This is a genomic window from Paenibacillus sp. FSL H3-0321 (genome assembly GCF_038002865.1).
Lineage (GTDB): Bacteria > Bacillota > Bacilli > Paenibacillales > Paenibacillaceae > Paenibacillus_AQ.
In genome coordinates this window covers 4,397,650-4,422,780 of record NZ_JBBODH010000001.1, presented here as the reverse complement: position 1 = coordinate 4,422,780, position 25,131 = coordinate 4,397,650, and the positions used below count along the sequence as shown (strand labels likewise).

General features: G+C 45.4%; 25 protein-coding genes. 4 read left to right on the top strand and 21 right to left on the bottom strand.

Annotated features, from left to right (window positions below):
* Window positions 1–2: 2 nt before the first annotated feature.
* The 9 genes from MHI45_RS19770 to MHI45_RS19730 form a co-directional block, all read right to left on the bottom strand.
* A complete protein-coding gene (locus MHI45_RS19770) occupies window positions 3–254 on the bottom strand; it encodes a methyltransferase (protein ID WP_076113450.1) in 252 nt (83 codons plus the stop codon).
* Window positions 247–4,872, bottom strand: a complete 4,626-nt coding sequence (gene essC / locus MHI45_RS19765) for a type VII secretion protein EssC (protein ID WP_076113451.1) — start codon at window positions 4,870–4,872, stop codon at window positions 247–249. The genes MHI45_RS19770 and essC overlap by 8 nt, the downstream gene beginning before the upstream one ends.
* Before the next feature lie 61 nt (window positions 4,873–4,933).
* Window positions 4,934–5,680, bottom strand: coding sequence for a hypothetical protein (locus tag MHI45_RS19760; RefSeq protein WP_076113452.1), 747 nt, complete (start codon window positions 5,678–5,680; stop codon window positions 4,934–4,936).
* A gap of 38 nt (window positions 5,681–5,718) precedes the next feature.
* Window positions 5,719–7,569: a hypothetical protein gene (locus tag MHI45_RS19755; RefSeq protein ID WP_076113453.1), complete on the bottom strand. Its 1,851-nt coding sequence runs from the start codon at window positions 7,567–7,569 to the stop codon at window positions 5,719–5,721.
* A 58-nt stretch (window positions 7,570–7,627) separates the two neighbouring features.
* A complete protein-coding gene (locus MHI45_RS19750) occupies window positions 7,628–8,092 on the bottom strand; it encodes a DUF5085 family protein (RefSeq protein ID WP_076113454.1) in 465 nt (154 codons plus the stop codon).
* Between the two features lies 1 nt (window position 8,093).
* Complete coding sequence (locus MHI45_RS19745; RefSeq protein WP_076113455.1) at window positions 8,094–8,543, bottom strand: DUF5085 family protein; 450 nt, start codon at window positions 8,541–8,543, stop codon at window positions 8,094–8,096.
* A complete protein-coding gene (locus MHI45_RS19740) occupies window positions 8,540–9,313 on the bottom strand; it encodes a hypothetical protein (protein ID WP_076113456.1) in 774 nt (257 codons plus the stop codon). Before MHI45_RS19740 ends, MHI45_RS19745 begins: the two co-directional genes overlap by 4 nt.
* A 9-nt stretch (window positions 9,314–9,322) precedes the next feature.
* On the bottom strand, window positions 9,323–10,504 hold the full coding sequence (locus MHI45_RS19735; protein WP_038584723.1) for a hypothetical protein: 1,182 nt from the start codon (window positions 10,502–10,504) through the stop codon (window positions 9,323–9,325).
* Window positions 10,505–10,528: 24 nt separating this feature from the next.
* Window positions 10,529–10,858: a hypothetical protein gene (locus MHI45_RS19730; protein ID WP_076113457.1), complete on the bottom strand. Its 330-nt coding sequence runs from the start codon at window positions 10,856–10,858 to the stop codon at window positions 10,529–10,531.
* Between the two features lie 644 nt (window positions 10,859–11,502).
* Between MHI45_RS19730 and MHI45_RS19725 the strand changes: the two genes are divergently transcribed.
* A complete protein-coding gene (locus MHI45_RS19725) occupies window positions 11,503–13,884 on the top strand; it encodes a GH36-type glycosyl hydrolase domain-containing protein (protein WP_076113458.1) in 2,382 nt (793 codons plus the stop codon).
* Between the two features lie 115 nt (window positions 13,885–13,999).
* Here the strand turns inward: MHI45_RS19725 and MHI45_RS19720 are convergent, their stop codons facing one another.
* Together MHI45_RS19720 and MHI45_RS19715 are read right to left on the bottom strand one after the other, a co-directional pair.
* On the bottom strand, window positions 14,000–14,971 hold the full coding sequence (locus MHI45_RS19720; protein WP_076113459.1) for an aldo/keto reductase: 972 nt from the start codon (window positions 14,969–14,971) through the stop codon (window positions 14,000–14,002).
* Between the two features lie 28 nt (window positions 14,972–14,999).
* The gene (locus tag MHI45_RS19715; RefSeq protein ID WP_256718229.1) at window positions 15,000–15,494 is read right to left on the bottom strand and encodes a MerR family transcriptional regulator; all 495 of its coding nucleotides are present in this window, start codon (window positions 15,492–15,494) and stop codon (window positions 15,000–15,002) included.
* Between the two features lie 210 nt (window positions 15,495–15,704).
* Between MHI45_RS19715 and MHI45_RS19710 the strand changes: the two genes are divergently transcribed.
* Together MHI45_RS19710 and MHI45_RS19705 are read left to right on the top strand one after the other, a co-directional pair.
* Complete coding sequence (locus MHI45_RS19710) at window positions 15,705–16,721, top strand: AraC family transcriptional regulator (protein ID WP_076113460.1); 1,017 nt, start codon at window positions 15,705–15,707, stop codon at window positions 16,719–16,721.
* A 143-nt stretch (window positions 16,722–16,864) separates the two neighbouring features.
* A complete protein-coding gene (locus MHI45_RS19705) occupies window positions 16,865–17,659 on the top strand; it encodes an SDR family NAD(P)-dependent oxidoreductase (protein WP_076113461.1) in 795 nt (264 codons plus the stop codon).
* 216 nt (window positions 17,660–17,875) lie between these two features.
* Here MHI45_RS19705 and MHI45_RS19700 read toward each other — a convergent pair whose 3' ends face one another.
* The 9 genes from MHI45_RS19700 to MHI45_RS19660 all read right to left on the bottom strand — a co-directional run bounded on the left by MHI45_RS19700 (window position 17,876) and on the right by MHI45_RS19660 (window position 22,013).
* Complete coding sequence (locus MHI45_RS19700) at window positions 17,876–18,133, bottom strand: hypothetical protein (RefSeq protein WP_076113462.1); 258 nt, start codon at window positions 18,131–18,133, stop codon at window positions 17,876–17,878.
* A 156-nt stretch (window positions 18,134–18,289) separates the two neighbouring features.
* Window positions 18,290–18,559, bottom strand: a complete 270-nt coding sequence (locus MHI45_RS19695) for a DUF6809 family protein (protein WP_076113463.1) — start codon at window positions 18,557–18,559, stop codon at window positions 18,290–18,292.
* Window positions 18,560–18,585: 26 nt separating this feature from the next.
* Window positions 18,586–18,747, bottom strand: coding sequence for a hypothetical protein (locus MHI45_RS19690; protein ID WP_179091843.1), 162 nt, complete (start codon window positions 18,745–18,747; stop codon window positions 18,586–18,588).
* A 298-nt stretch (window positions 18,748–19,045) separates the two neighbouring features.
* Window positions 19,046–19,546 (bottom strand): hypothetical protein, encoded by a 501-nt coding sequence (locus MHI45_RS19685; RefSeq protein WP_076113464.1) that lies wholly within the window; start codon window positions 19,544–19,546, stop codon window positions 19,046–19,048.
* A gap of 164 nt (window positions 19,547–19,710) precedes the next feature.
* A complete protein-coding gene (locus MHI45_RS19680; protein WP_076113465.1) occupies window positions 19,711–20,097 on the bottom strand; it encodes a retropepsin-like aspartic protease in 387 nt (128 codons plus the stop codon).
* Window positions 20,094–20,351 (bottom strand): hypothetical protein, encoded by a 258-nt coding sequence (locus MHI45_RS19675; protein WP_341119316.1) that lies wholly within the window; start codon window positions 20,349–20,351, stop codon window positions 20,094–20,096. Before MHI45_RS19675 ends, MHI45_RS19680 begins: the two co-directional genes overlap by 4 nt.
* Window positions 20,352–20,618: 267 nt before the next feature.
* Entirely contained in the window at window positions 20,619–21,194 is a 576-nt protein-coding gene (locus tag MHI45_RS19670) for a zeta toxin family protein (RefSeq protein ID WP_076114557.1), read from the bottom strand.
* Window positions 21,187–21,384, bottom strand: coding sequence for a hypothetical protein (locus MHI45_RS19665; RefSeq protein WP_076114558.1), 198 nt, complete (start codon window positions 21,382–21,384; stop codon window positions 21,187–21,189). The genes MHI45_RS19670 and MHI45_RS19665 overlap by 8 nt, the downstream gene beginning before the upstream one ends.
* A gap of 83 nt (window positions 21,385–21,467) precedes the next feature.
* Window positions 21,468–22,013 carry a DUF6155 family protein gene (locus MHI45_RS19660; RefSeq protein WP_076114559.1) on the bottom strand — a complete coding sequence of 182 codons (546 nt, stop codon included), beginning with the start codon at window positions 22,011–22,013 and terminating at the stop codon, window positions 21,468–21,470.
* Between the two features lie 91 nt (window positions 22,014–22,104).
* Between MHI45_RS19660 and MHI45_RS19655 the strand changes: the two genes are divergently transcribed.
* Window positions 22,105–24,549, top strand: coding sequence for a TOTE conflict system archaeo-eukaryotic primase domain-containing protein (locus tag MHI45_RS19655; protein WP_076114560.1), 2,445 nt, complete (start codon window positions 22,105–22,107; stop codon window positions 24,547–24,549).
* Between the two features lie 194 nt (window positions 24,550–24,743).
* Here the strand turns inward: MHI45_RS19655 and MHI45_RS19650 are convergent, their stop codons facing one another.
* A complete protein-coding gene (locus MHI45_RS19650) occupies window positions 24,744–25,097 on the bottom strand; it encodes a hypothetical protein (protein WP_256718298.1) in 354 nt (117 codons plus the stop codon).
* Between the last annotated feature and the right edge of the window lie 34 nt (window positions 25,098–25,131).

Below are 25,131 nucleotides of genomic sequence, written 5' to 3'. Positions count from 1 at the left end.
ATTTATATTAACAACAGCATGGAGCCGTTACTTAATCCCAGCTCCCTTGCCGATAGGTTAATATCAAGCACTGTAGCGGTCTCTTTATCGCAAATGACGGTATCTTCTGATCTGATATAGACCCCTCCCGACAGCTCCATGATTGCAGCTGCCAGCAAGCCTTCGATCTCGTGCAGACGAAGATCCAATGGAATGATTACATCGTGTGTCTGGCTGATTGCCGGAATATAGAGCTCAATAATGATCTTATCCAACGGGGACCTCCTCCTCCACGAGCGCACTGGCAGACAGCAGTTTCACCAGAACAGCCTTCCCGCGATGCACCACGTACCCGAAGTCGTCCCCAATCTCGCGGTACATCTCTTGGCTGAATCTGGCCGGCTTCATGTGGTACTGATCGGTAAAACCGTCTCCAATCCATATACCCTCACCTCCAGCCACATGCTCTTTAAACCAAGCTTCATAAGAGAATGTCGCGATATTAGCAGCCCGTTCAGCCAATATAAAATGAACCTGATAGGCGGCGCTCCCTTTCTCAAGCAGAACTTTCCACTTATCCTTGGCATCTACGGAGAGCCTGGACAGCAAGGCCGATACCGACAGCACAATTACCGTCAGTTTATTGAATACAGGAACCGGCTGGCCTGCAGCAAGTGCATCCTTAAAAGCGTTATTCCGCAGCACCAGCATATTGAACAATTCAATAACTGCCTGCTCAGCAGCATCGCTATGGTCATTGATATAGCGGCACTTCCTCTGAAAGTCTTCCGTAAACTGTCTATTGGCATCTAGCACCAACAGCTCCGAATCAGAAGAGCCTTGCTCCGAGAGCACCTCGACCAGGCCCTGCATGAAAGTAGTCATATCATGATCGCGGGAAGCTACCAACTGAATATAGCTTTGGCTGAGTTCCATATAGGAGACCTTTAGGCTGTCTTTCTCCACCCCTACAGGAATCAATCCGTCCTTCCAGCGGTGAATATCTTTCTTGAGGAAGGCAAGATCCACCTTGTCCGGCAATATCGGTATCTGTTCGGCAGGAGTTCCCGTCCATTGTTTCGCATAGCTGCTGCAGGTGCTTCGCAATTCATTCAGCAGATTATTGCCATTTGCCTGAATATGGGCCAGCTGAAATTCATAGACGTTATCTTTCTTGAAGATGCCCCTGCCCTTCAATTTGGAAGGGTACACGCCCCCCACATTGCCGAGTACACCGGAATAATCGGATGGATCATTCAGCTGGAGCACGTAGAGCTGCTTGAAATTCTGCAAGTTTTTGTACCGTACAGCTCCCGTATTAAGTGCAGTCAGCATAAAATAAATTCCATACTTCAGGCCTTCTCTGCTAAGCAGCGAGATCATCTCTTCCTTGCCTTCAAAAAGCTCAGTAAATACAGAATAGTTATGAATGATGACTAGTATAGAAGGCTCCTGTTCCGCAGATACGCGATTATAAGAACCGAAGTCACCCCCATACGGTGAGAATATTTTCTTTCTTTGTTCTATTTTTTGCTGAAGCATCTGGAAGAGTTTATTAACCCTTTCACTGTCGTGAGAGAAGACTACATCACCCACATGCGGTGCTTCTGAGAAGGCTCCCAGCGTTTCCGAACCGAAGTCCAGAATATATATATTGATTTCTTCGGGTGTATACTGCTCTATCAAGGAGAAGATGAGTGTCGTCAGAAAGACTGTTTTGCCACTTCCGGCCGTACCATACACGATTGCATTGCCGTCCCGGGAGAGCGGAAAGGTCATGGGCAGCTGCCTCTGGTTCACCGGATCATCGACCTCGCCGATTACAGGATTAATCTCACCATAAAATGAAGGAGAGTTAGGGTACTTCTTCTTCAATTCATGCAGATAAATCACAGCAGGAATCGGCTCCAGCCACAGCGGCCGGATCTTGATGCCTTCTTCAATAGCAATGTTGGAGAGATACTCATTAATCTTGCTAATCTGCTTCTCCGGATTGGCCTGTCTGATTTTTCGTTTATTCACAGCTGTTTGCTTTACAATACGGCCCAGCGTATCAATTATCGTGAGGTTCTGATCCGGTGTACGTTCCATCCGGTCCGATGGCTCATACGGTGCGCCGGCCCATGCAGATTGCCCTAGTTCAAACAGCTCGTTAAAGCCTACCTGCACATAAAATCTGCCAGTAACGGACAATTCGGCGGCATCTGGTCTTTTGATTACATCCATACTGTCGGCCCGCTCCTGGACCTTCAATGAAATTCGGAATTTGCTATTGCTCCAAATTTGGTCGTCTACGACTCCCGCAGGCTTCTGTGTGGCTAGAATCAAATGGATGCCCAGACTTCGCCCGATCCGCGCAGCACTTACCAGCTGGTCCATAAACTCCGGCTGCTGGGTTTTAAGTTCGGCAAATTCGTCAGAAATGATAAACAAATGCTGAAGCGGTTCGGATACCTGCCCTTCCCGGTAAAGCCTTTGGTATTTATAGATATCAATGTTGCTAAGACCAAGCCGGCTATGAATATCCTGAAATATGGCCTGGCGCCGTTTCAGCTCGCTTTGGATTGAAATCAGCGAACGCTTTACCGCAGCGCCGTCCAAATTGGTAATCGTTCCTGCAAGATGAGGAAGGCTAGAGAATGCGCTTGCCATCCCGCCGCCCTTATAATCGATAAGGATAAAGGCTACTTCATGAGGATGATAATTCACTGCCAGTGATAATATAAAGGTCATGATGAATTCACTTTTACCCGAACCAGTCATTCCGGCAATCAGCCCATGTGGACCATGGAATTTTTCATGCAGATCCAGTTGAAATAAGGCTCCTGTGGTATCCACACCAATGGGAGTTCCCAGTGACAATACCGGATCGTTATCCCTCCAGCGGGTTAAGGCGTTAAGATGCTCTATCTTTCCGACGCCAAACATATCAAGGAAGGTTAACATATCAGGCAAATTATATTTAGATCCTGACGTGTCAAGCTTGATGTTAGCCAGACGGACAGCAAGCGCAAGCTCGTTACGGATCTCATAAGGATCAGGGCGGAAAGATACAGCTTTGCCGGAAATATTATCTTTGTCAAAAATATTAGAATCTTCACCATCGCACTCAATCACCATGGAGCACTCTTTGGGAAGATGCATGAGCTGATCATAAAGATGCAAAATACTGAATCCAAGGTTCTTTTTCTGCTTTAATATTCCGTTGATTATTTCAGCTTTGCCCGCCAGTTGCTTGTCCGCAGCTATAATGACGTAATACGGCGACAACTCCCGTATTTCTTCATCAGATGAGAGCATTTCCCGGGCGGACAGCTCTTTTTCCAAATAGGTAGAAAGTTCCTTCACTTCATTTAGCTCCGTTGCGACAAACCGCAAACTGCCCTCTTCATTCCATACATGCGGCAGCCATTTCACAAATCCCCAAGTATCTTGTTCTTTTGTATCATAGAGAAAGACCAGCTTTAGTTCATCGTAGCTGTGAAGTGCGGTAAGCTGCAGGATCAGCTGTTTCGTAAGCATAACGGCGGCTTCCCTGGTGCCGATAATTCCCGCTATCCAATCCTCCGTCAATAACAGCGGCAACGGCACATTTTTCAGGAGCTTCGGTTCTTTGATAAACTCTTCTAATTCCTTCCGCAATTCATCTTCATCCAAGCTGAATCTTATTTCAGGATGCTTAATTTCTGCCTGCAGGTTAACGGTTCCCAGTCCCAGTCTAAGTGATAAAAAGTCATTATGCCTGCGGGTTCGCTCCCATAAATTACGCTTCTTTTGTTCTATGCGGCCAACGCAATCTTCTACAGTCACTAGGTTCTCATGTAAAATATCGCTTTGATAGGCACACTTATCTGCAATTTTTTGCCGGAGCTGTTCCAAATATGCCTTGTATTTCACATTTCTCTCCTGATTGCGCCGGCTTCTCCGCTTGCTCTCATGTCTTCTGGCCAAGATAGGCCATAATATTGTACCTAGCAGCATGCTCATAGACATTACTAGAGTAGGCATTGCATTTCTGACATTCCCCCCGGAACTGAGTGCATTCTGGAGGGCAAACAACCCTGTGAAAAGTGAGGCCATCCCCATGGTGATGGACGGACCCAGCATCAGCATGATTGGCAATTGTTCCATATTGCCAAGTGAAGGTGGAGGATCAATTACAAATTCCGCCTGCTGAATATCCCGCTTAAACCGGGGAGAACGGTAGAAGAATTCAGAGGAAATAGCGATCTCCTCCAATTCCTCCTCCTCAACCACAGCTGCTGTCTGCTTAACATACGGCTGAAACGCAGCTCCTTTGATTTTTAGCTGACCGTCCGGATTGTTCACGGCGATAAAATCGGGGCCAATAATAATTTTGAGACCGATAATATAAACGACATCTCCTAGTTTCAGCACTTTGCTGGTGACCCGTTTCCCATTCACAAACGTTCCGTTTGCGCTGCTCTGGTCTTGAATCGTCAGGGTAGAGCCATTGATCAACAGTTCAGCATGAAGGGATGAGGTATACTTATTGGCATAATGCAGATTACAATTTTCTGCCCGTCCAATCGTTATTTTGCTGTTTGCATGAAACTTCAGCTTCTTAAAGGTGTTTCTGTCACGGGAGACAGGCTCAGAGAAGAGCACTACATACTCATTCGTTCGGATAAGATGAATGGAGTACATGTTCATGGGTTCTATGGCAATTTCCTTAATGGTGGACTTGTTGCTGTCCAGAATAACGGCCTGTTTATTGGACTTTAGAATCCATTTCCCCTCAATGCCTTCAATGCTGATAACGTTCTCCTCATAATTCTGTTCATTTCTCTGGGTGATCCAGTATTGTCCCTTCTGTTTCTCGGGAAGAACACAAGTATAGATGACCGTGTCTTTAAGCAGTGATAGCTGCATACGTATCTTCACCCCCTATTCAAATCCACCAAATAGCCGGCACTAACTTCCTGCAGGAATACTATTTAATGAACACTGGATCAAACATGGCGAATTCCACTTTAGAAGCACCAAGACTGCTTATCGCAAATGTAATCTTATCCACATAACGTAGCGGCACAATCAAATTTTGGGGTTCTTGAGTGGACGTGTATGTGTACGATCCGTATAAGGTCGTTTGCCCGCCTTTATTTGTAAGATAAACATCTACCGTGACCGGCTGCGTGCTGACGCTTCCTAGCTTATGCTGAATTAGAGCCGCTTTCGCATTAAACTGTCTGTACTTTTCATCCAGTTGATAGGTAATCTTTGCCTGTCCCTTGCTATCCGGAGTATAGTCTCCAAGCATCGTATAGATATAATTCAAATGGGTGGTCCCGTTCTGCTCTTTAATCACAGTACTGCCGTCGTACATAATGCTGCTCTCTGCGTTCGTATTAACCACTTCAGGGGCTCCGATCAGGAAATCGTTGCCTGCCTCAATCGTGCCGGTGGTTGCGTAAACCTTCTTGCCCGTTGAATTTAAGATTACAGTCTTCCCGTCACGGGAACGCGAAGGTGCATAACCCAGCTCAGGCAGCATATAGCTGGGAAAATAAGCGTAGCCTTGGAATGTAAAAGGTTTATTTTTACTATTCACCGTAATCTTCGCGCCATCCACCTCAACACTATTAATATTGAATAGGGCTCCCTTTAAATCTGCCGCAAATACGGTAACACCTCCGAATAATAATCCACCGCAGATAAAGCCTGAGATAAACTTCTTCATATCTATTCCTCCTAAATGTTATATGTACTTTTGTATAACTACTCTCCTGTAAGCTCTTTTAGCATGCTTCGTGCCAGCTTGTTATTGCTATCCAGTGCTTTTAGTTGTTTAGCTAGACGAATAACCTTTTCCGTATCATCTTCAACGTTGTAGGCATAAAGAATGCTATCCTCCAGCGCTTTGATTTTTTGCTTCTTCGCTACTGATTTGGCGGTTGCCGCCGGTTTAGTTGTCGGCCTCGACGTTGGTTTAGCTGTTGGTTTAGCTGTCGGCTTCGGTGTTGGTTTAACCGTCGGCTGGGCTGTCGGCTTCGGCGTTGGTTTAACCGTTGGCTGGGCTGTCGGCTTTGGCGTTGGTTTAACCGTTGGCTGGGCTGTCGGCTTCGGCGTTGGTTTAACCGTCGGCTGGGCTGTCGGCTTTGGTGTCGGCTTTTCCGTAGTTACGGGCGCCAGAGCAGCCGCCGACGGGCTGGCAGCAACCGTTGGCTGGGCTGTTGCCGTTGGCTGCACCGTTGCTTGAGCGGCAACGTCAGCAGCCTCATTAGAGGGCTCCGATTCGCCCATCATTCCCCGTACAGTCAGACTGCCGCCGAGCACAATAGCTGCCGCCAATGCAATCAGCATTCCGAGCCGCCATTTCTTGCCTGCCGGCTGGCGCAGTTCTTCCTGCTCCGGCGCAGTTTCTTTCGAATGCTGTTCAGCCAGCAGAGACTGAATCACCTGTATGGAAACTTCGATTTCATGGCGGACAGCGGGATCAGCAACGGGACCGGCAAGCAACGCTGTGTAAGCCGCCAAGGCTCCATGTAGATCCCCTGAACTCTCCAGAATTCTTGCTCTACCCAGCGGTGCTTCATCCCATTCTGACAACTCTTCCATTGGAGTCGGACGAAGAATGGATGGGAGGGCCGCTGAAGTCATTGTTCCTTCCGCCCGGACCTCTTCGGAGGAGTCCGTGTAGCCAAGGCTGACCGATGATAAGGCAATATACCATTCTCCGAATGCCGGACATTGATATAGCGCGTCACTTTCCCATGCTTTACGGAAAAGACCCGCAACCTCGCCGCCGTAATTCTCAGTCAACACTTTATTAATTAAGGCTACTCTATCCTGATCCTCCTCCATCAATCCGGGGTCAAAATAGCTTTCACCCCATGCCGCTTCCCGAATCTCCGGATGGAACCATGCCAGCATCTCCGCGAGCAGGATGCTGCCGGAATAACGATCTGCATACTTGTTCCAAAGATGCTGATAATCACTTCTCCCGGAAGAGTATCCGGGTGATCCCATCGTCATATATTCAGGTCTGTCGAGGTGGACCGCATACATGTGCTCTATGTCGATCAGCTGAATGCATGATTTGACTAAGGGCATAATCTCATGCAGGAGTCCGGGAATCATAACGTTAGAGCCTGATAAATCCCCATGCGCCAACCCGCGCTGCTCCATGAAAGATAACACTTCAGCCAAGGATCTGGCGGTATGAAGCGCCGTTTCTTGGGGAATATCTTTCTTTTCCAGTATGATATCCATCCAGGTCGGACCATTGATCCATGGCATAAGAACAGCATACAGCAGCTCCGGGTGACTTCCCAACAGCTGCACGTCCCGCTGAGGAATCAATACATCCCGTTCACAGACCTGAAGTCCATCAATCTTTGAAAAGGCCGCAAGCTGCTCTGACAAATATACATTAGAAGGCTGCCGGAAGACGGGTTTGAATACTTTCAGCGCTTTGGAAATGCCGTCTTGAATGCTGGTGAGTTTATACACCGTACCTTGCCTGCCCTCTTGGCCGTAGGGGATCTCACTCATGAGCGGATGCCCCTGAACAACATAAACCTTCCCATCAATCACTAATTCTTCATTGGTTTCTGGATTGAATGCCATCTCCTTGCATCCTTTCTACATGCGGTTCAATTCGCTGATAACCGTCCTGTACCGCCGTTCACAGCCAAATTTCCTCAGCACTTTGAGCGCTGACTCCGATTTTGATAAACAAATAGGGTAATGTCCGGTCCCCGGAAACGATATGAAAAATGGGAGTCGTCTGGCGCAAATAATTGCTCTCCATATAGTGAAGCAGCTCTCCATAAGCGGTCTCCGTACTTGCTTCATAATCGGCAAGATCACAAGTAGAAATCATCCGGTCGATGCAGAAATAACTGTGGAAATGCATATCTTCTGTCACGTCCAGATAATCCTCTTGGATAGGAATAAAAAATTCAGCATGCATCATTTCATCCAGTGGAATATTGTTTATAGAATAGAATAAGGGACCTTTAATCGTAGCCTTAAGCTTGAATACATCACTCATAAAATCGGATAGCTGCTGCTCCAGATCCTTATAGTAGAAATGATACTTTCTGGAGACAACACTGGTGTACTTTATCGAATCCTTTGGATTTACCACACTATCCCTCCTTAATGACCGGAGCAAAGATATCAATAATTCCATCCCCGTAGACATCCAGATAGATATTGTAAAAGGGTTCCTCAAGCGTTAGCTGATAGGATTCTGCGCATGACCGCAGAACAGCGTATGACTCTTCGATATCCTCGTCGAGATCAGCGTGTCTGAGCAGCAGCCCGTCTGTAAAGTTCAAAGTTTCCGTAAAGTGATAATCCTCATTCCCCTCCATCTCTACAGGTGCATTAACAGGAATGTAGAAGGAATAGTCAGCCTCCCCTACGTCCAAATTCAGATTGGAAACTCGATAAATGATCGGACCTGTACCATATAAGCCACTGCTTACAACGGAATTACGAAGCTCTCTGGCCAGCTGATGCCATTCCTCTATTTTGCAGGTTTTGGTACAACTGATGACGTTATGGAATATAATCGGAGCCCGCTTTATTTTCATGCCTTGTGTCCCCCCCGTGGCTTCTGCTGCTTCGATTTACGCTGGTTGGGTGGTTGGATATGAAAAGATTGGAACCGCCCTTTGCAATATGCCAGCAGGATGAATTCAGGCAAGAACATTGCGGTGAGATACTGAATAAGTACACTAAGCACCAAGGCAATAACAGGCTCAAAGGATGTATAACTGCTGCTATCCGCGAACATCCTAGGCACAAATCCGGCAATAACGGCTCCGAGATAAATAACAGGGAAACTTATGTACGACTTGGACCCTCCAAAATTATATAATCCTTTTTCGCCTCTTCGTAAATGACCCTGTTTTACCCGATGTACTGCCCGCCAGGTGGAGAGGATCAGAAAAAGAATTCCGCCTAACAACATCAGCAGACCGAGTGATGTCATGAACGGCTCCGCTCCCCTGTCTTCACACATAAGAAAATAAACCAAATAGATCTCAAGCGAAAATTTCAGGGAAATGAAACATAGTATATAGGCCTGAATTTTTTGATATTTGTAGGCCAATTTCTCATTATAAAATAAAAGCGCAGCCAGCAAATGGAATGCCCAGAGGACTATGTCTACAATTAAATAAATCATCCATCTCGAATCGGTGTTATCACCATAGAGAACCGCATTAAGCGAAACCGCGATCATTACAGCACTGAACACTAAGGTAGCTATAATAAATACAGATACACCATCAGGACGCAAGCGTTCACGCGCGGCTTCCTTTATTTTAGCGAAGTACTCCTCGTTATATTGCTTTAACATGTGAGCCTCCTACCATATCAATTTGTTCAAGCCCTTTCCGATGTTTGATACAGCACCACTGATAGCGTCGCAAGTAGCATCAACGGCATCGTTAACCAAATCTTTCGTATGATCGACTACACTTTTCGGCGGCGGACCTCCGAACTTGGCATTGAGGGCAAAGTTTATAGCTACGCCTGTGGCGAGCCCCACTACAGTTCCCAAGGGTGGCACCACAAACGAGCCGATAACGGCACCAGTTGCTGCTGCACCCGCACCGGCGGCAACATCCACCGTGGTGTTTACAGCAAACGTACCGGTGTTCTTCAAGTTAAAATCCCATTTCCCGCCGTCTCTGAAGGTCTCCACAAAGTTATCTCCTACCGCCAGAACCGTCCCGGCCGCACCTAGAAACTTCCCGCCCTTAGACAAGACCGTCGTATTTTTCCAGTTAAAATCATCCCAGAGCGTCATCCCGTCTTTATAAGAAGATTTGAATACATCCTTCATATTTTGTAATCTGTTGCTTCTTCCATTGATGAATTGTTCTACAGGAGCCAGTCTATTAAAACGGTCCATATTATCTTGGATAACTCCATGGCCATCAACATACAGAGGTATTCCGTCCCCGTTAATTAACCGGTTCACGTATCGCTTCTTGAAGGTTCCACTTTCTCCGCCTAAGAGCCGGACCAACCCGTCTCTATACTCCATATAGTGTCTGCCCGTAACCATTTCCGCATTGACGAGCTGAATGAGAATCTTCCCGTCTTTTTTAACGGTTTTAAACTGCAAATCTTTATACCGGAGTAATGTATCCGAGTTCGTAATGCCAGAGAATACATCATTCACGGCATTGCGGAAGGCCAGCAGAAAGAAAGGATCGCCAGCCAATTGAGATTCATACTGGTCTATGGGGTTTGAGCTGAATGACAATCCGACTTTAACCAAATAATCTTCAATATCAAAATATTTTCCACTTTCATTCTCCACAAACCTCTTGAAATTCCCCAGCTTTTCCTGTAAATCCCCCAGCTCTTTACACAGGTTGCCTAACCGGCTGCCTACATCACTTCGCGACAGAACTCTATTGTCAATTTGACCAAGCAACCGGGAAAGTCTGCTCACTGCGTCAGATAAGTCAGAGGTGTACTTAGAAAGATGGGTTGATGCAATTTGAATAAGATTCTCATCTAGGAAAATGGTATTCAATACAGTGTCCTCCCGGCACAGACTTTATTTAGTATGCGAACTATTCTTGAGCTGCTTCATTGCTGCCTCTCTAGCTGCGATTTCTGCTGCCTCCTTCGCATCTTCTTCTTGTCTTATCGTATTTGCCGTAGATATAATATCCGACTCAATCGCTCTAAGACTTGATGCGACCCTTCCAATACTTGTTTGAATCAGTTCCATAGCATGTGTCATATGTATAGTTTCATCTGCATCCCAGCTTTTTCTCAAACTTTCCTTGTACAACTCGAGATTTTCTTTGATTGCGCCCAGAGAAACTTCATGCTGGCCGATCTCCCGGGCAATTCCACTCTCTCTTTGAACATCAATTTTCATATAATCATCCTTTCGCAGGGTAGATTAACTCCCAACCCAAATAAACACTAAATGTGACCTATGTACAAGCTTCCGTGGACCTAATGCATATATAGAATACATAAAAACTTGGTTGATTCATTATATAACCACACAATACATACATTACTTACATTACCATCAAAAACGACATGTTAAACTGAATTTTGCATATTACGAAAAAAAAGTCCTTCGACGCAACAATAAGGCCGATAAAACCCTTCCGTTTTCCCGTCTTTATTAGAAAAACTTGAAAAATCCTTATATAGATTGAACTTGGAATTTAAAAAGGGTGGAAGTGACGGAGGGGAAGTTTGGAACTGGAGGAGCGATAGCGTCCGCCTTTGTCTGTGGATTTCAACCGCAAACTGCGGAATAAAATCAAGAAATCTGCAGACAACAGCGGCCGGAAGTCCAAACATTCTCCGCAGTTACGACAATAACCCAAACCAGAAAGATCTTAAGTTTAAACTATATAGTTTGATATTCTTTGTTGATTTTTCACAAATATGGGGTTATAGGTTGATTAAAACTATCTTATAATGAAATTGGGCCGGGAAACTTCACCCGTTTGTGAACGCGCGTTTATTGCCCTGCCCATCATCCACTTTATAGGAGGAATGGTTATGCAATACGGTCACTTTGACGAAAAAAACAAAGAGTATCTCATTACGAAACCGAATACGCCTGCCCCTTGGGCGAACTACCTGGGCTCGCCGGAATACGGCGCCATTATCTCAGGAAACGCAGGGGGATACAGTTTTGTAAAGTCTGGAGCCAACGGGCGGCATGTCCGCTACCATTTTAATTCAAAGGACGAGCCTGGACGCTACATTTACGTGAGAGATTTGGAGCACGGGGATTATTGGTCCGGTTCTTGGCAGCCCGTGGGTAAAGATCTGGATCAGTACAAGTCGGTATGCCATCATGGAACCGGATACACGAATATCGTCTCGGATTACGACAATATCCATACAGAATCATTGTATTATGTACCGTTGAACAAAACCTACGAGGTATGGCGCATGAAGGTCCGCAATAATGACTCCAAAGCACGGAAGCTGGCTCTCTTCGGATTTGTTGAATTAACCAACAATAACAATTACGAGCAGGATACCGTCAACCTTCAGTACACGCTGTTCATCTCCCGGACCTACTACAAAAACAATATGATCCTTCAATCCATCAATGAAAACGTTCCCGAGGATCAGAGCTGGAGATTCTTCGGTGCTGCAGGCGCAGAGGTAACCGCTTACGATGGCGACCGGGATACGTTCCTCGGCGATTACCGCAGCTACGGCAATCCGGCCTCCGTTGCAAACGGCCAATGTAGCAATTCATTAAACTACAACACCAACTCCTGCGGTGCTCTGCAGATCAACGTAGAGCTGCAGCCAGGAGAAGAGAAAGAAATCGCCTTCCTTCTGGGACAATATGATGAGAAAGGTGCGTCCGAAATTCTCAGCCACTACAAAGATTTGTCTGTCGTTGACAAGGAACTCGAAGAACTGAAGGCATTCTGGCACAGCAAACTTAACCGCTTCCAAGTCCAGACACCAAGCGATAATCTGAACAACATGATCAACACCTGGAACGCATATCAATGCTTCATCACTTTCATCTGGTCTCGTGCAGCCTCCTTCCAATACTCCGGTCTTCGTAACGGACTCGGCTATCGGGATACCGTACAGGATATTCAAGGTATCATTCATCTGGATCATGAGATGGCCCTCGAGCGTCTGAGACTGATGATTTCCGCCCAGGTCTCCAACGGCGGTGGACTTCCACTCGTGAAGTTTGATCATAACCCTGGGCATGAGGGCACACCAGACGACCCGGAATACGTACGGGAAACCGGTCATCCCCACTATCGCGCCGATGACGCCTTGTGGCTGTTCCCAACCGTCATTAAATACTTAAATGAAAGTGGCAACTGGGACTTTACAGATGAAGTGATACCTTATTCGGATAAAGGCGAAGGCACGGTGTACGAGCATCTGCGCCAGGCACTTCAATTCAGCCTGGATCGTATGGGTGCACATGGCATGCCGGTCGGGCTTCATGCGGACTGGAACGATTGTCTGCGTCTCGGAGCCAAAGGTGAGTCGCTATTCGTCGCATTCCAGCTGTACATGGCCTTCAAAGTGTTCATGGAAATCGCGCAAAACAAGAACAAGCCGGACGACGTAAAGTGGGCACAGGGCCTGCTTGATGAGCTCGACGGGAACATTCAGAAGCATGCTTGGGAGAACGATCAGTTCGTCCGCGGATTCACCGAAGATAACTATACAATTGGCTCCTGGGAGAATGATGAAGCAAAAATCTGGCTGAATCCGCAAAGCTGGGCCGTATTAAGCGGCGCCGCCCGCCCGGAACAGGCAAAGGTCTCCATGGATAAAGTGTACGATAATCTGCGGACCGATTACGGCACCATGTTATTCTACCCGCCGTTCCGGGAATACGGCCTGCCTGTGGCTCTGATGGCCCTTTTCAACGCCTCCACCAAGGAAAACGCCGGCATCTTCAGCCAGCCGCAGGGATGGCTCATCTTAGCGGAAACCATGATTGGCAACGGTGAACGCGCGTTCGAATACTTCCTGAATTGTAGTCCGGCCAGCATGAACGATAAGGCCGAAATCCGTAAACTTGAGCCTTACGTACATGGTCAATTCGTCGAGTCCAAAGACAGCCCGTATCGAGGCCGGGCGCATGTCCACTGGCTCACCGGCACCGCCTCGACCGTGATGGTCTCTCTGGTGGAGGGCATCATGGGGATTCAACCGCAGATGGATGGCCTTCGCATCAACCCATGTGTTCCTTCCAGCTGGAATGACTTCTCCATGGTTCGGGAATTCCGCGGCAAGAAGCTGAACATTCAGGTGGAGAACAAAAACGGCGTCCAAAAAGGGGTTACCCATATCGTCATTAACGGCGAAGAAATTCAAGGCGACCTGATCCCAATCGCCAAAATGAAAGCTGAAAACAACGTGCTAGTCATTATGGGATAACGCCCTCCTTCCATTTGATCAGCCAGCTTAGCTCATCATATATACCAGCAGCAACCTCTATCCGCTTCGGACAGAGGTTGCTTTCTTTGGCCCCTAGTGAAATATGAGATGATTGTTAGCCATTCAGTTGCGACATCAGTTCTTTCATATAACGGGTTCCATGGACTTCGTTTTTGGGGCTTACATTTTCAATCCGCGCTAAGTCCTCAGGGGTCAGCTCAATAGTTGCGGAATTTGCATTCTCCTCCAAATATTTGATTCGTTTCGTTCCCGGGATCGGCAGTGCGTGATTAGCGATCGTCCATGCGATAGCCAGTTGTGAAGGCGTGCAATTTTTCTCGATGGCGATTTCCTTGATTTTATCTACAATTTCTATATTCTTCTGGAAATTATCGCCTTGGAATCGGGGCATATATCTGCGCAGATCATTTGCATCCAAATCCTCGAATTTCCGAATTTCACCGGATATAAAACCTCTGCTTAACGGACTGTAAGCGATATGCGTAATGCCGAGCTCTCTGGCAGTGGGGAGAACGTCATCTTCAATGTCCCGGCTCCATAGAGAATATTCACTTTGCAATGCAGAAATGGGATGCACTGCATGCGCACGGCGAAGCGTAGAAGCAGATGCTTCAGACAGGCCGAGACTGCGTACCTTGCCTTCTTTAACCAAGTCAGCCATAGCGCCAACGGTTTCCTCGATGGGAATATTGGGGTCTACCCTATGCTGGTAGTAGAGATCAATATAGTCTGTGCCTAACCGGCGGAGACTTTCTTCTACGGCCTTTTTTACGTAAGCGGGATGACCGTTCAAACTTTCATAGTTAGGGGTATATGCGAATTTGGTTGCAATAATTGCCTGATCCCGGCGGCCTTTGATAGCTTTCGCAAGAAGCTCCTCGTTGTGCCCATTTCCGTACACATCGGCCGTATCAAGCAGATTAACTCCGATTTCTAGCGAGCGGTGAATCGTCTTGATGGACTCCTCATCATTGGTTTCTCCATACATGCCAGGAGACATACCCATAATTCCCAGGCCAATTATAGAAACGACTATATCGCTGTTTCCTAGTGTTCTTTGCTTCATAACTTGATACCTCTCCATCTATTCAATATTATTGTTTGCTGGCACTATCCATTTGGCTCAGCAGTTTACTTTCAGAAGGAAGTCTCCCTTTTTCTATCTCCTCGTAGATGACAAGCTTATTGTCCACTGCTTCAAGTGCTTCAGCAAGCTCGTACTGACGCCGCTGCAAATCCTCTTTATATTCGCTCAGAATCACTTTTCTCTGCGGAATGGTTGAATCGCCGTCTAAAGCAAGGCGGACCATATGCTTCAATGTAGATATCTTCATTCCTGTTGCCCGGAAGCAGGACATCAGTCTCATCCAATCCAGGTGTTCTTGCTCAAACTGACGGTTTCCATGCTCATCTCTTTGAATATAAGGGAGCAGCCCCTCCTTCTCGTAATAACGAATTTTATGTGCAGGGCAACCTAGCCGCTCCGAAGCCTCTTTTATGGAAAAAGACAAGATGGTGACACTCCTTTCATGCTCGTATTTGGATGTAATCGACCGGGTCTTTTTCAGCTTAAGGGTTAATGTGTACATTAAGGCAACCCCCCAATTTAATAGAGAACCGATAAAATTTTAATCCCATGAACCGGACATAATGACAGCAATACACAAGGAATCGGCAGAGTAGACTTTTGAACAGACTAGAGAGTATGCTTGGTGTTCATATGTTAGCATAAGGCTATTGTGTTTTATTTATTTTTTATTCAGCGGCACATCCGTGTAATCAGCAAAGGAGACCTGTATATGAAGTTACATACCACGAAATATATTAAATTTCCTTCTGGCTTTTGGTCCGGATTACAGCAGTTAGGGATTGCTCCAAGGGATGTAGCTCGGCAAGCCGGGCTGCCGCTTACCGTAATTACTGAACCTAAAGTCACTGCCGCAGAGTATTTTGCGATCTGGCAGGCTTTTTCGGATCTCATAGGGGATATTGCCAAAGCGATCATTGGACTTGTATCTGTCTTTGAATCGGCACAATTCCCGCCTGACGTCTTGGCCACTTACCACGCCCGTGATTATCGGGATGCTCTTTGCCGCATGGCCAGGTATAAACAAATGTGTCCCCCTGAAAGGCTGCTTATCATGGAGGAGGGTGAGGAATGCACCATCGAGCTGGAGTGGCAGCATACGGAAGAGTCCGGTCCGGAGGTATTGGTCGGGATCACACTGGCGTATCTTCTGGAACTTGGACGCCGGGGAACAGGCAAAGTATTGAATGCACGAAGGGTCGAATTTTCACGTCCCATGGGTGATGTGCAGACGCTGGAGGCTTATTTCGGCTGTCCAATCCAAATCGGTACCAGCGGGAACCGGCTCACACTGCGGCGCCAAGACTTGGACATTCCTTTTGCAACGTATAACGAAGAACTGCTGGAAATTTTGACACCTGTCTTAGACCGGACGCTGAATGAAAAGCAAAACACTACTTCTATTACTGAGACAGTAAAATGGATCATCAAGCGGAGCCTTATGGGAGGGCTTCTTGACATACAGTCTGTCGCAAAGGAGCTTAATATGAGCGATCGGACGCTGCAGCGCCGGCTAACTGAAGAAGCCACGAGCTTCAAGCATCTGTTAACGCAGGCCAGGCATGAGCAGGCAAGGGCATATTTGGCCGACCCGTCACTGGATATTAAAGAAGTAGCTTGCCTAGTGGGATACGAGAACCAGAATTCGTTTTACCGCGCATTCCGTATATGGGAAGGCGATACGCCCTCTCATTGGCGTTCGGAGAATGTAGGCTCTCACAATAAGTAAAATTTAAATAAATTGGCGCGTGATGCAAGAAGATTGGCGCTGTGAGCTAGTTACTGAGCCGCCCAAACAAGGTATTATAATCCCTATCGGAACGCAAGATTATTCTTGAGGTTCTATATAACTTCATTTAGGGGAAATGTATCATGGATATGGGATTACACAATAAAACAGCTTTAGTTACAGGTTCAACGAAGGGTATCGGTAAAGCCATTGCTATTGAACTGGCCAAAGAAGGCGTGAATGTACTGATTAATGGAAGAAATTACGAAGAGGTAGAACAAACGGTAAACGAAATTCGTTCGAAATTCCCGGCTACTTCTCCTCAAAATGCCACTGCAGATATTGTGGATGTTACGCAGAGAGAAGCCTTGTTTGAAAAATATCCTCATGTGGACATTTTGGTTAACAATATGGGCATATATGAAATTATGAGTTACGATGACGTAACCGATGAAATATGGGATAAATACTTCCGTACGAATGTGCTTGCTGCAAACGGATTATGTAAATTTTATCTGCCTAAAATGCTGGAAAACAATTATGGACGCATGATTTTTATCGCGAGCGAAGAAGCCGTAATGCCTTCAGGTCAAATGCCGCAATACTGCATGACCAAATCAATGCTGCTCTCACTTTCAAAAAGCTTATCAAAATTAACCATAGGAACGGAAGTGACCGTCAATACGATAATGCCTGGACCAACACTTTCTGAAAATGTGCATCAGATCATTGAGGGAGTCTACGCCGATGACAATATAACGTTCCCCGAAAAAGAGAAAAAATTCATGGCCGCAAACCTGCCTCAGTCTGAGATTCAACGATTTATCAGACCGGTCGAAATCGGAAGACTAGCAGCTTTTATATGCAGCCCTTATGCTTCAGCATTTAAAGGTTCTCCAATCCGTATGGACGGGGGAATGGTGCCGACGATTTATTAAAGGATCACTGTGTTACAACGGGCAGCTGGCCAGATTGATCTGCTGCTCGTTGTAACTTAAACGGAATTGATATAAGAGTTCATAGTCGTACGATATCCGTGTTCAAAAGTATGTTGGCAGAAACTGTATCAACCAGCACCTTTTCCAGCTTTAATTCTCTCCCCCTAAACACAACAGTCATGCTTACGAAGGGAAGCCCATAAATTTCTGTTATATTCATCTTGGTCCTCTAATTCCCACATATCGTTCTCGTGCCACAACCTCAGGACGGGAGGTGTGAAAAAAACAATACTCACGATGTGGATCTTCCTGGTGCAACTCACTGTACCGCTTCAATGCTTTAGTAGAATCCTCATAGGTGTCGATCACGGACATTTCTTCAATAAAACGCTGGCCTTCCTTAGAATAGGCCTTAGTCGCCTCAAGAACGACCCATTCATTAGGAAAACGCTCCTGAACTTCATCCCATCGCATCTTGGACACCTCCGGTTAAATAATTACTATTACTACAGCATATCGGGTTGCAAATTCCGGTTTTTTCTCGTAAAAAACAAAACTATCCACCTCAATGACAGAAAAAGACACCTTGATTGGTGCGGAAATCCCTAAAGAACAGGGCTTCCGCCATTCTTAATCATCGACTAGAATTTCAATCATCATCGCCGCTCCGGTCTTGAGTCCGCACACAAACGCAGCCGTCATATCCATCCCCTGCACTTGCGAATACAGCTCCAATAAAGACTCCAGTTCCTCAAAATCTCCTTCGGACAGCTTGCCTTTCCAAATTTCTATAGACTCGATGATTTGTTTGTTTAACGGGCGATAATTAGAATCTTTGGGAATAACGTGCTCGTTAGGGAACAAACTACCGTGGTATAGGGATTCGAGAATGCTTGGCATGGGGGCCTCCTCTATAAGATTCAGGATTAAAAATGATATAAACCAGCGTAGCATATTTGCAGAATATATGTGGTACGCTTAGGCGTAAGAAAAGATTTATAACCCTGCTTTTCAAGCATATTTTTAGCTAACTTTTTGTAATCTTCAATCTGAAATTCGCTCTTTTTTTCAATGATCAGTAACGTCATTTACATCACTCCAAACCTATTTTTATACTAATTAGTATGTTTTCAAAAATAGATTTATGATTACTCTTTGTTACTGATAGAAATCACGCTCTTGCTAGACACTGGCTTTATCAAAATACAGTAGCACGCGAAAAAGACACCTCTAAAGGTGTCTTCACTGATACTATTTATGGAGCGGAGCCGTGGCTTGGCAAATCCACAATTCGCCGCCGTGTGATGCTTAGGTTGTTTGGGGATGTGGCATGAATGAACCAATAACATTAGTAACCGTAAATTCACAAACAATAGGCACCTTTTTCTATCCTAAAAACCGTCCTATATCCTCATGTGTAAACATATCTTCGTTTTCAAAAAGAATTTGAGAGAAAGTATTACTCATAAGTTCTGCTACTACTCCAGTTACACCATAGTTTAGTTCACTATAATTTCTGTCCAGATAAATATTTTCATCTGAAAAATCAACTTTCGCCTCAGCTGCTTTCTCTACTAATTCGAATGCATCGTTAAAAACTAAGTTGAATTCCAGTTTATGTGCAAGTTTATTTCTTACACTATTTATTTGTAGCAATAAATCTTCCATTGGTGCAGAAATCCTATCAACACCTCTCACTATCTTCACTTTATTGTGAAAACTGTTTGTTATATTTTTTAGTGCTTCTGGGTTTTTAAAGGAGCGCACAATAATCTCACTTAGCAGTGTTTCTATATAGAGTTGTCCTCGAATAAAAGCTTGGAATGGTTCACCATAAGCTTCACCGCTCGCATAAGTAATAATATTTCTAGGATCAGTTTGATGCATTTCCCCATCCCCTTACGAAGGTTAATATACACAATGAACCCTATTAAGCATATTTAACCGTTGTGGGTTGTATGGACAAGGGTTGAGTTTTCCGAGGGGTGGGCGTGCACGTGCAGAGCCAAAATTCGGCGCGAGCCGTTGTTAGAGCTGTACACAGTGGCCGGTTAGCAGCTGCCGGTTTTTAGTTTCATTGCTCCGGCGTCAATCACACCTCCTACTTGTTTCAAGAAGTTAAAACCAAGGATGCCGTCGATTTCCATGCCATAATCCATATTCCCGATTTCCACTTGAAAATCATTAAGTATTGCTTCATCGACTATAATCGAATCCAGGTACTTGGTGTACACATACTCTACACCACCTACACCCCGTATAATATCAACGATATCATTTCCTTCAGGAACCATACCAATCTCCTGCACAATATTCGCATTCAAAAGCGTACTTGCAGAACCTGTATCAAGCAGAACCTTCTCAAGCTTTAACTCTCTCCCCCTAAACACAACAGTCATGCTTACGAAGGGAAGCCCATAAATTTCTGTTATATTCATCTTGGTCCTCTAATTCCCACATATCGTTCTCGTGCCACTACCTCAGGACGGGAGGTGTGAAAAAAACAATACTCGCGATGTGGATCTTCCAGGTGCAACTCACTGTACCGCTTCAACGCTTTAGTAGAATCCTCATAGGAGTCGATCACGGACATTTCTTCAATAAAACGCTGGCCTTCCTTAGAATAGGCCTTAGTCGCCTCAAGAACGACCCATTCATTCGGAAAACGCTCCTGAACTTCATCCCATCGCATCTTGGACACCTCCGGTTAAATAATTACTATTATTATAGCATATCAGGTGGTATCTTCTAAACCAGAGTCAGGCCTCCACCCGATCTTTGGAGCTCTTTTATAAAGCGGTATTCTTCCAAAAATCCAACTACAAAAGCTTCCTCTTCTTCGAGACCCTGTTCTATGCTCACGGCGGGGGTTGCTGCTGGAATTGTACGAGATAGCCGTTTAGCAAAGACGCTCCATGTCCCTTGCTCTGGCTTAATAAGCCTAACCTGGAGCAACTTGTTACAAGTACAATTCCAAAGCTCCCCTAGCCCACGTAGGAATCTCTTCTCTGCAAAAGCTGATCTGTGAACGTTTAATCTCCGCCACAACCTCAGGTTCACTGGTGTTGTCGATAATGGTGACTTCGTCCGAAATCTCCAAAGCTGGCTTCAGGTTACTTAAAGATTGACCATATCGCCACCGGATGTCTTCTTCCGCAATCCAATGCCCTCCTTGTTCCACTCTTGAAGCTACCCGATCAATATGCATTTGCACATCCTGCAAACCAATATAATACATGACGACTTTATAACCTTGTTCCTTGGCTGTCATCATATGACGTAAAACAAAACTTCCCGACAGAGTAGTCTCTATAGCAAAATTTTCTTTTCGCCCGATTAATTCCCTTATTTGCTTTACAGCCTCTCGTCCGGCAGACAGGTCTGCACTTCTGGGATCCTCCGGGTTAATCCTTTTAGCAATCTGGTCAGGATCAATAATGGTTCCAACATAATCCCTCATTTGAAAGCTAATTGTGCTTTTTCCGGCCCCATTAGTGCCAGCAAAAACCGTCATTACAAACTCTGGTTCAGTCATGACTAACAAGCTCAGTGCGATTTCCGGCTACATCGTAAGTAATCTCGAATTTCTGCCCTTTGGCATCTTCACGTATCCGCTTACCATCCTTTATATAATAAATGGAGGCTCCAGCCTTTTTGGCCTCTGCGATTGCATGCTGATTGGCCTTTTTCAATAACCGTTGTAATTCTTCCCTTTGGGGCAGCATTAGGATAGCACCTCGCTCGGATTTCGATTTTTATTTATAATATTATAACACAATCCTTACGATTAATAATTCGTCCGTATAAGCTACTCAAGGTCTTCTTCTTCATCTATTTGTCCTAAATAGTCATTATACACATCAATCATATCAAATCCAAAACCCCAGCCAATATCCTGACTGCTCAGCATTAACCGGTTGCATCGATCTACAAACTTGTCTTCTAATTGATTGTCTACAATATGCTTTAAGGCTTGTTCATATATGCTTGCTATAGTATGGTAAAATTTTTGATCAATGTCTCCAAATGAAAGTGTGAAGTCCACTCCACATTCCACTGTAAAAATCATGATTTCTGCAATTTGCTCCTTGTTGTTTGAAACATTACTAAAATCCTTTATTGCTTTCTTCATAATCGGGTACCGCAAAATCTCCCCCTTATGATGGCCAAATTCCTTCTCAATAATTTTCTTGTACTTGGTTAAGACCTCCCCTTGATCAGGAAATAGCACGGAAAAATAATGCTCCTGAATGATCGGATATTTCTTGGCCAAATTCAAGACTTCAGCTTCAAGCTCTTCCCTCGTAAGATTGTTCAAATGCTTTTTAATGGTTGAGTTTCTTAATTTCAGCATTATGATGATCTCCTTAATCCGGTGATAATTCCCAGAATTATTACTCTACTGCTTACAAGGTATAATATAAATAAAACGCGAGGACCAATCAATGGACAATTTGGAGGACAAATATAACGCAGCTTTAGCACATATTGAAGAACTTAAGCTGGAGGTCGCCCGGTTAAAAAGTCTGCTGGGGCTTACGGTTGAGGAGAATAGAACAAGTACGGATGAACAAACAACGACTAATTCCACTTCTCCGGCAAAAGTAAGCAAAGAAACAACTGTTGGAGAATCGAATGTTCACCAGTACTCAACAGTAGAGGACAAGCTCGCAATATATCAAAGTTATTTTCGCGGAAGAGACGATGTATACCCGATTCGCTGGAGCAACAAGCAAGGCAAGTCCGGCTACTCGCCCGTCTGCGCCAATGAGTGGACTTCGGTGTGTGAGAAACCCAGAGTGAAATGCTCCGTTTGCAAACATCAGAGCTTCATGCCCCTTACAAACGAAGTGCTGTCATCCCATTTAGATGCAAGGCAAGACAGAACGATTGGCATATATCCAATGCTGCCGGATGAAACCTGCTGGTTTTTGGCAATGGATTTCGACAAACATGATTGGAAGCAGGACGTTACTGTCGTAATGCAGATATGTAGAAGCCATGAAATCCCTGCACTGTTAGAGCGCTCCCGCTCCGGTAATGGGGGTCACATCTGGATTTTCTTCAGTCAAAATATTGAAGCTGCTACTGCCAGAAGATTTGGAATGACTTTACTGAGTCTAACCATGAACAAGAGATATCAGATCGGCATGGAATCCTACGACCGCCTGTTTCCCAATCAGGATACGCTGCCCAAAGGCGGATTTGGCAACCTAATTGCTCTGCCGCTTCAGGGTGGACCACGTAAACAGGGAAACAGCAGCTTTATTGATGAACACTTCGAGCCCTATGCTGACCAATGGAGTGTTTTATCCGGACTTGGCAAGATGAGCGAAGACGAAGTAAAGCAATTTATATACACGCACGGGGAACATAGACTGTTCAATAATGACACCCTGATAGCAGCATCTGACGATGAAGTAACCGGAATGGCAGAGGAACAGAGTAATTATATTCAGAAGCAGCCGATTTTGATGGAATCATTGCCTGCTGAAATACAGATTCTGCATTCAGATCGTCTTTATATTCCTAAGTCTGGACTTCCTTCAAGTGCCGTTCATGCTCTGATTAAATTGGCGTCGTTCTCCAATCCCGATTTTTATAAAGCACAAGCTATGCGGCTCTCCACCTACGGTAAACCCCGGGTTATCTCATGTGCAGAGGATTTGGAGAGTTATGTAGTTCTTCCACGGGGATGCTTGCAGGATCTGTTATCCTTTTTTGAGCAAAACCAGGTCAAAGTATCACTTGAAGATCGTCGTTCGTCTGGAATCTCAATAGAAGCAAAGTTCACCGGTACGCTAACCACTCTTCAGGATACAGCGGCGAGAGCGATTCTAAACAGGGATATAGGCGTCCTCTCGGCGGCAACCGCATTCGGTAAAACTGTCGTAGCAGCCAGCATCATCGCTTCAAGAAAGACAAACACCCTTATTCTGGTGCACCGCCGAGAGCTCATGGAACAATGGCAGGAGCGATTGCAAACCTTTCTCGAAGTTCCAAAACAAGCGATCGGTATGATCGGCGGCGGCAAAAACAAAAGAACCGGCATCATCGATATTGCTGTCATTCAGAGCCTCAACTATAAAGGGATTGTTAAACCTATTGTAAGTGAATACGGGCAAGTCATTGTGGATGAATGCCATCACGTATCAGCCTACAGCTCCGAACAGGTTCTTCGTGAAGTAAAAGCTAAGTATGTATTCGGCTTAACTGCCACACCTAAACGCCAGGACGGACAAGAAGCAATCGTACGATTCCAGCTTGGACCAGTGCTATTAAAGGTGGATGCCAAAGCCTTAAGCAGCTCCAGAGGATTTTCTTTAAGAGTTATTCCTCGGTATACCCATTTTCAGATCAAGCCAGGAGAAAAGATTTCCGGTATTCAGGACATCTATCAGCAACTTGTAGACAACGAAGAACGTAATACTCTTATTTTTGACGATTTGCTTACCTGCCTGGATGAAGGCCACTCTCCGCTGCTACTGGTTGAACGAACCGCTCATGCTGAATATTTTGCAGAGAGATTGCAGTCTTTTGCGAAAAACGTAATTGTGCTTAAAGGCAGAATGGGGAAAAAACAGAGAGAGGCTCTACGCGCCCAAATCGCCTCTATTCCAGATGATCAAGAACGTGTGGTTATCGCGACCGGAAAACTGATAGGCGAAGGCTTCGATGATGCCAGACTGGATACCTTGTTCCTTGTCCATCCTATCTCTTGGTCAGGCACCTTGCAGCAATATGCGGGCCGCTTGCACCGAAGTCATGTGAATAAAGAAGAAGTAAAAATATATGATTATATCGACCTTCAGGTCCCTATGTTAATGGCGATGTTCAAGAAAAGAGTGAAAGGCTATCGGAAGATGGGATATAAGGGGGCGGAGCTGTAACGTTTTAATACAATGGAAAAGACGTGTAGAGCCCCTTTCCCAAAAAAAGCTGAAAAGCCTTGCCGGGAAGGGGGTTCTAGAAACTAGAAACTAAGGGGTGGACGTGCAGAGCCACAATTCGGCGGGGATTGTTGCTGAAACTGTATGTAGATAGCCGTTTAGCGAATGTTAGTTTCAGTTGCATTTCTCCAGTATCAAAGATTTCTGTTATATACATCTTGGCCCTCTGATCCCCACATATCGTTCTCGCGCCACAACCTCAGGACGGGAAGTGTGAAAAAACAATACTCGCGATGTGGAGTTTCCTGGTGTAACTCACTGTACCGTTTCAATGCTTTGGTAGAGTCCACATAGGAGTCAATCACCGACATTTCTTCAATAAAACGCTGGCCTTCCTTGGAATAGGCCTTATTCGCCTCAAAAACGACCCATTCATTAGGAAAACGCTCCTGAACTTCATCCATCGTACCTTGGACACCCCCCTGTTCCATTCGAGAAGGCTGCTTCTTGACATATTCCAAGAGCCGCAAACATTCTTGCTCCTTCACAAGAATCCACCCGACACATAATTACGCCCCCTCT

Bases quoted from the DNA above. Each gene is read 5' to 3' on its own strand.
- essC (WP_076113451.1), bottom strand. From the start codon at position 4,872: ATGCAGCTATCACTGCTTAAAGACACGGTCATCTATACTTGTGTTCTT.
- MHI45_RS19760 (WP_076113452.1), bottom strand. From the start codon at position 5,680: ATGAAGAAGTTTATCTCAGGCTTTATCTGCGGTGGATTATTATTCGGA.
- MHI45_RS19755 (WP_076113453.1), bottom strand. From the start codon at position 7,569: ATGGCATTCAATCCAGAAACCAATGAAGAATTAGTGATTGATGGGAAG.
- MHI45_RS19745 (WP_076113455.1), bottom strand. From the start codon at position 8,543: ATGAAAATAAAGCGGGCTCCGATTATATTCCATAACGTCATCAGTTGT.
- MHI45_RS19740 (WP_076113456.1), bottom strand. From the start codon at position 9,313: ATGTTAAAGCAATATAACGAGGAGTACTTCGCTAAAATAAAGGAAGCC.
- MHI45_RS19730 (WP_076113457.1), bottom strand. From the start codon at position 10,858: ATGAAAATTGATGTTCAAAGAGAGAGTGGAATTGCCCGGGAGATCGGC.
- MHI45_RS19725 (WP_076113458.1), top strand. From the start codon at position 11,503: ATGCAATACGGTCACTTTGACGAAAAAAACAAAGAGTATCTCATTACG.
- MHI45_RS19720 (WP_076113459.1), bottom strand. From the start codon at position 14,971: ATGAAGCAAAGAACACTAGGAAACAGCGATATAGTCGTTTCTATAATT.
- MHI45_RS19715 (WP_256718229.1), bottom strand. From the start codon at position 15,494: ATGTACACATTAACCCTTAAGCTGAAAAAGACCCGGTCGATTACATCC.
- MHI45_RS19710 (WP_076113460.1), top strand. From the start codon at position 15,705: ATGAAGTTACATACCACGAAATATATTAAATTTCCTTCTGGCTTTTGG.
- MHI45_RS19705 (WP_076113461.1), top strand. From the start codon at position 16,865: ATGGATATGGGATTACACAATAAAACAGCTTTAGTTACAGGTTCAACG.
- MHI45_RS19700 (WP_076113462.1), bottom strand. From the start codon at position 18,133: ATGCGATGGGATGAAGTTCAGGAGCGTTTTCCTAATGAATGGGTCGTT.
- MHI45_RS19695 (WP_076113463.1), bottom strand. From the start codon at position 18,559: ATGCCAAGCATTCTCGAATCCCTATACCACGGTAGTTTGTTCCCTAAC.
- MHI45_RS19690 (WP_179091843.1), bottom strand. From the start codon at position 18,747: ATGACGTTACTGATCATTGAAAAAAAGAGCGAATTTCAGATTGAAGAT.
- MHI45_RS19685 (WP_076113464.1), bottom strand. From the start codon at position 19,546: ATGCATCAAACTGATCCTAGAAATATTATTACTTATGCGAGCGGTGAA.
- MHI45_RS19680 (WP_076113465.1), bottom strand. From the start codon at position 20,097: ATGAATATAACAGAAATTTATGGGCTTCCCTTCGTAAGCATGACTGTT.
- MHI45_RS19675 (WP_341119316.1), bottom strand. From the start codon at position 20,351: ATGCGATGGGATGAAGTTCAGGAGCGTTTTCCGAATGAATGGGTCGTT.
- MHI45_RS19670 (WP_076114557.1), bottom strand. From the start codon at position 21,194: ATGACTGAACCAGAGTTTGTAATGACGGTTTTTGCTGGCACTAATGGG.
- MHI45_RS19665 (WP_076114558.1), bottom strand. From the start codon at position 21,384: ATGCTGCCCCAAAGGGAAGAATTACAACGGTTATTGAAAAAGGCCAAT.
- MHI45_RS19660 (WP_076114559.1), bottom strand. From the start codon at position 22,013: ATGCTGAAATTAAGAAACTCAACCATTAAAAAGCATTTGAACAATCTT.
- MHI45_RS19655 (WP_076114560.1), top strand. From the start codon at position 22,105: ATGGACAATTTGGAGGACAAATATAACGCAGCTTTAGCACATATTGAA.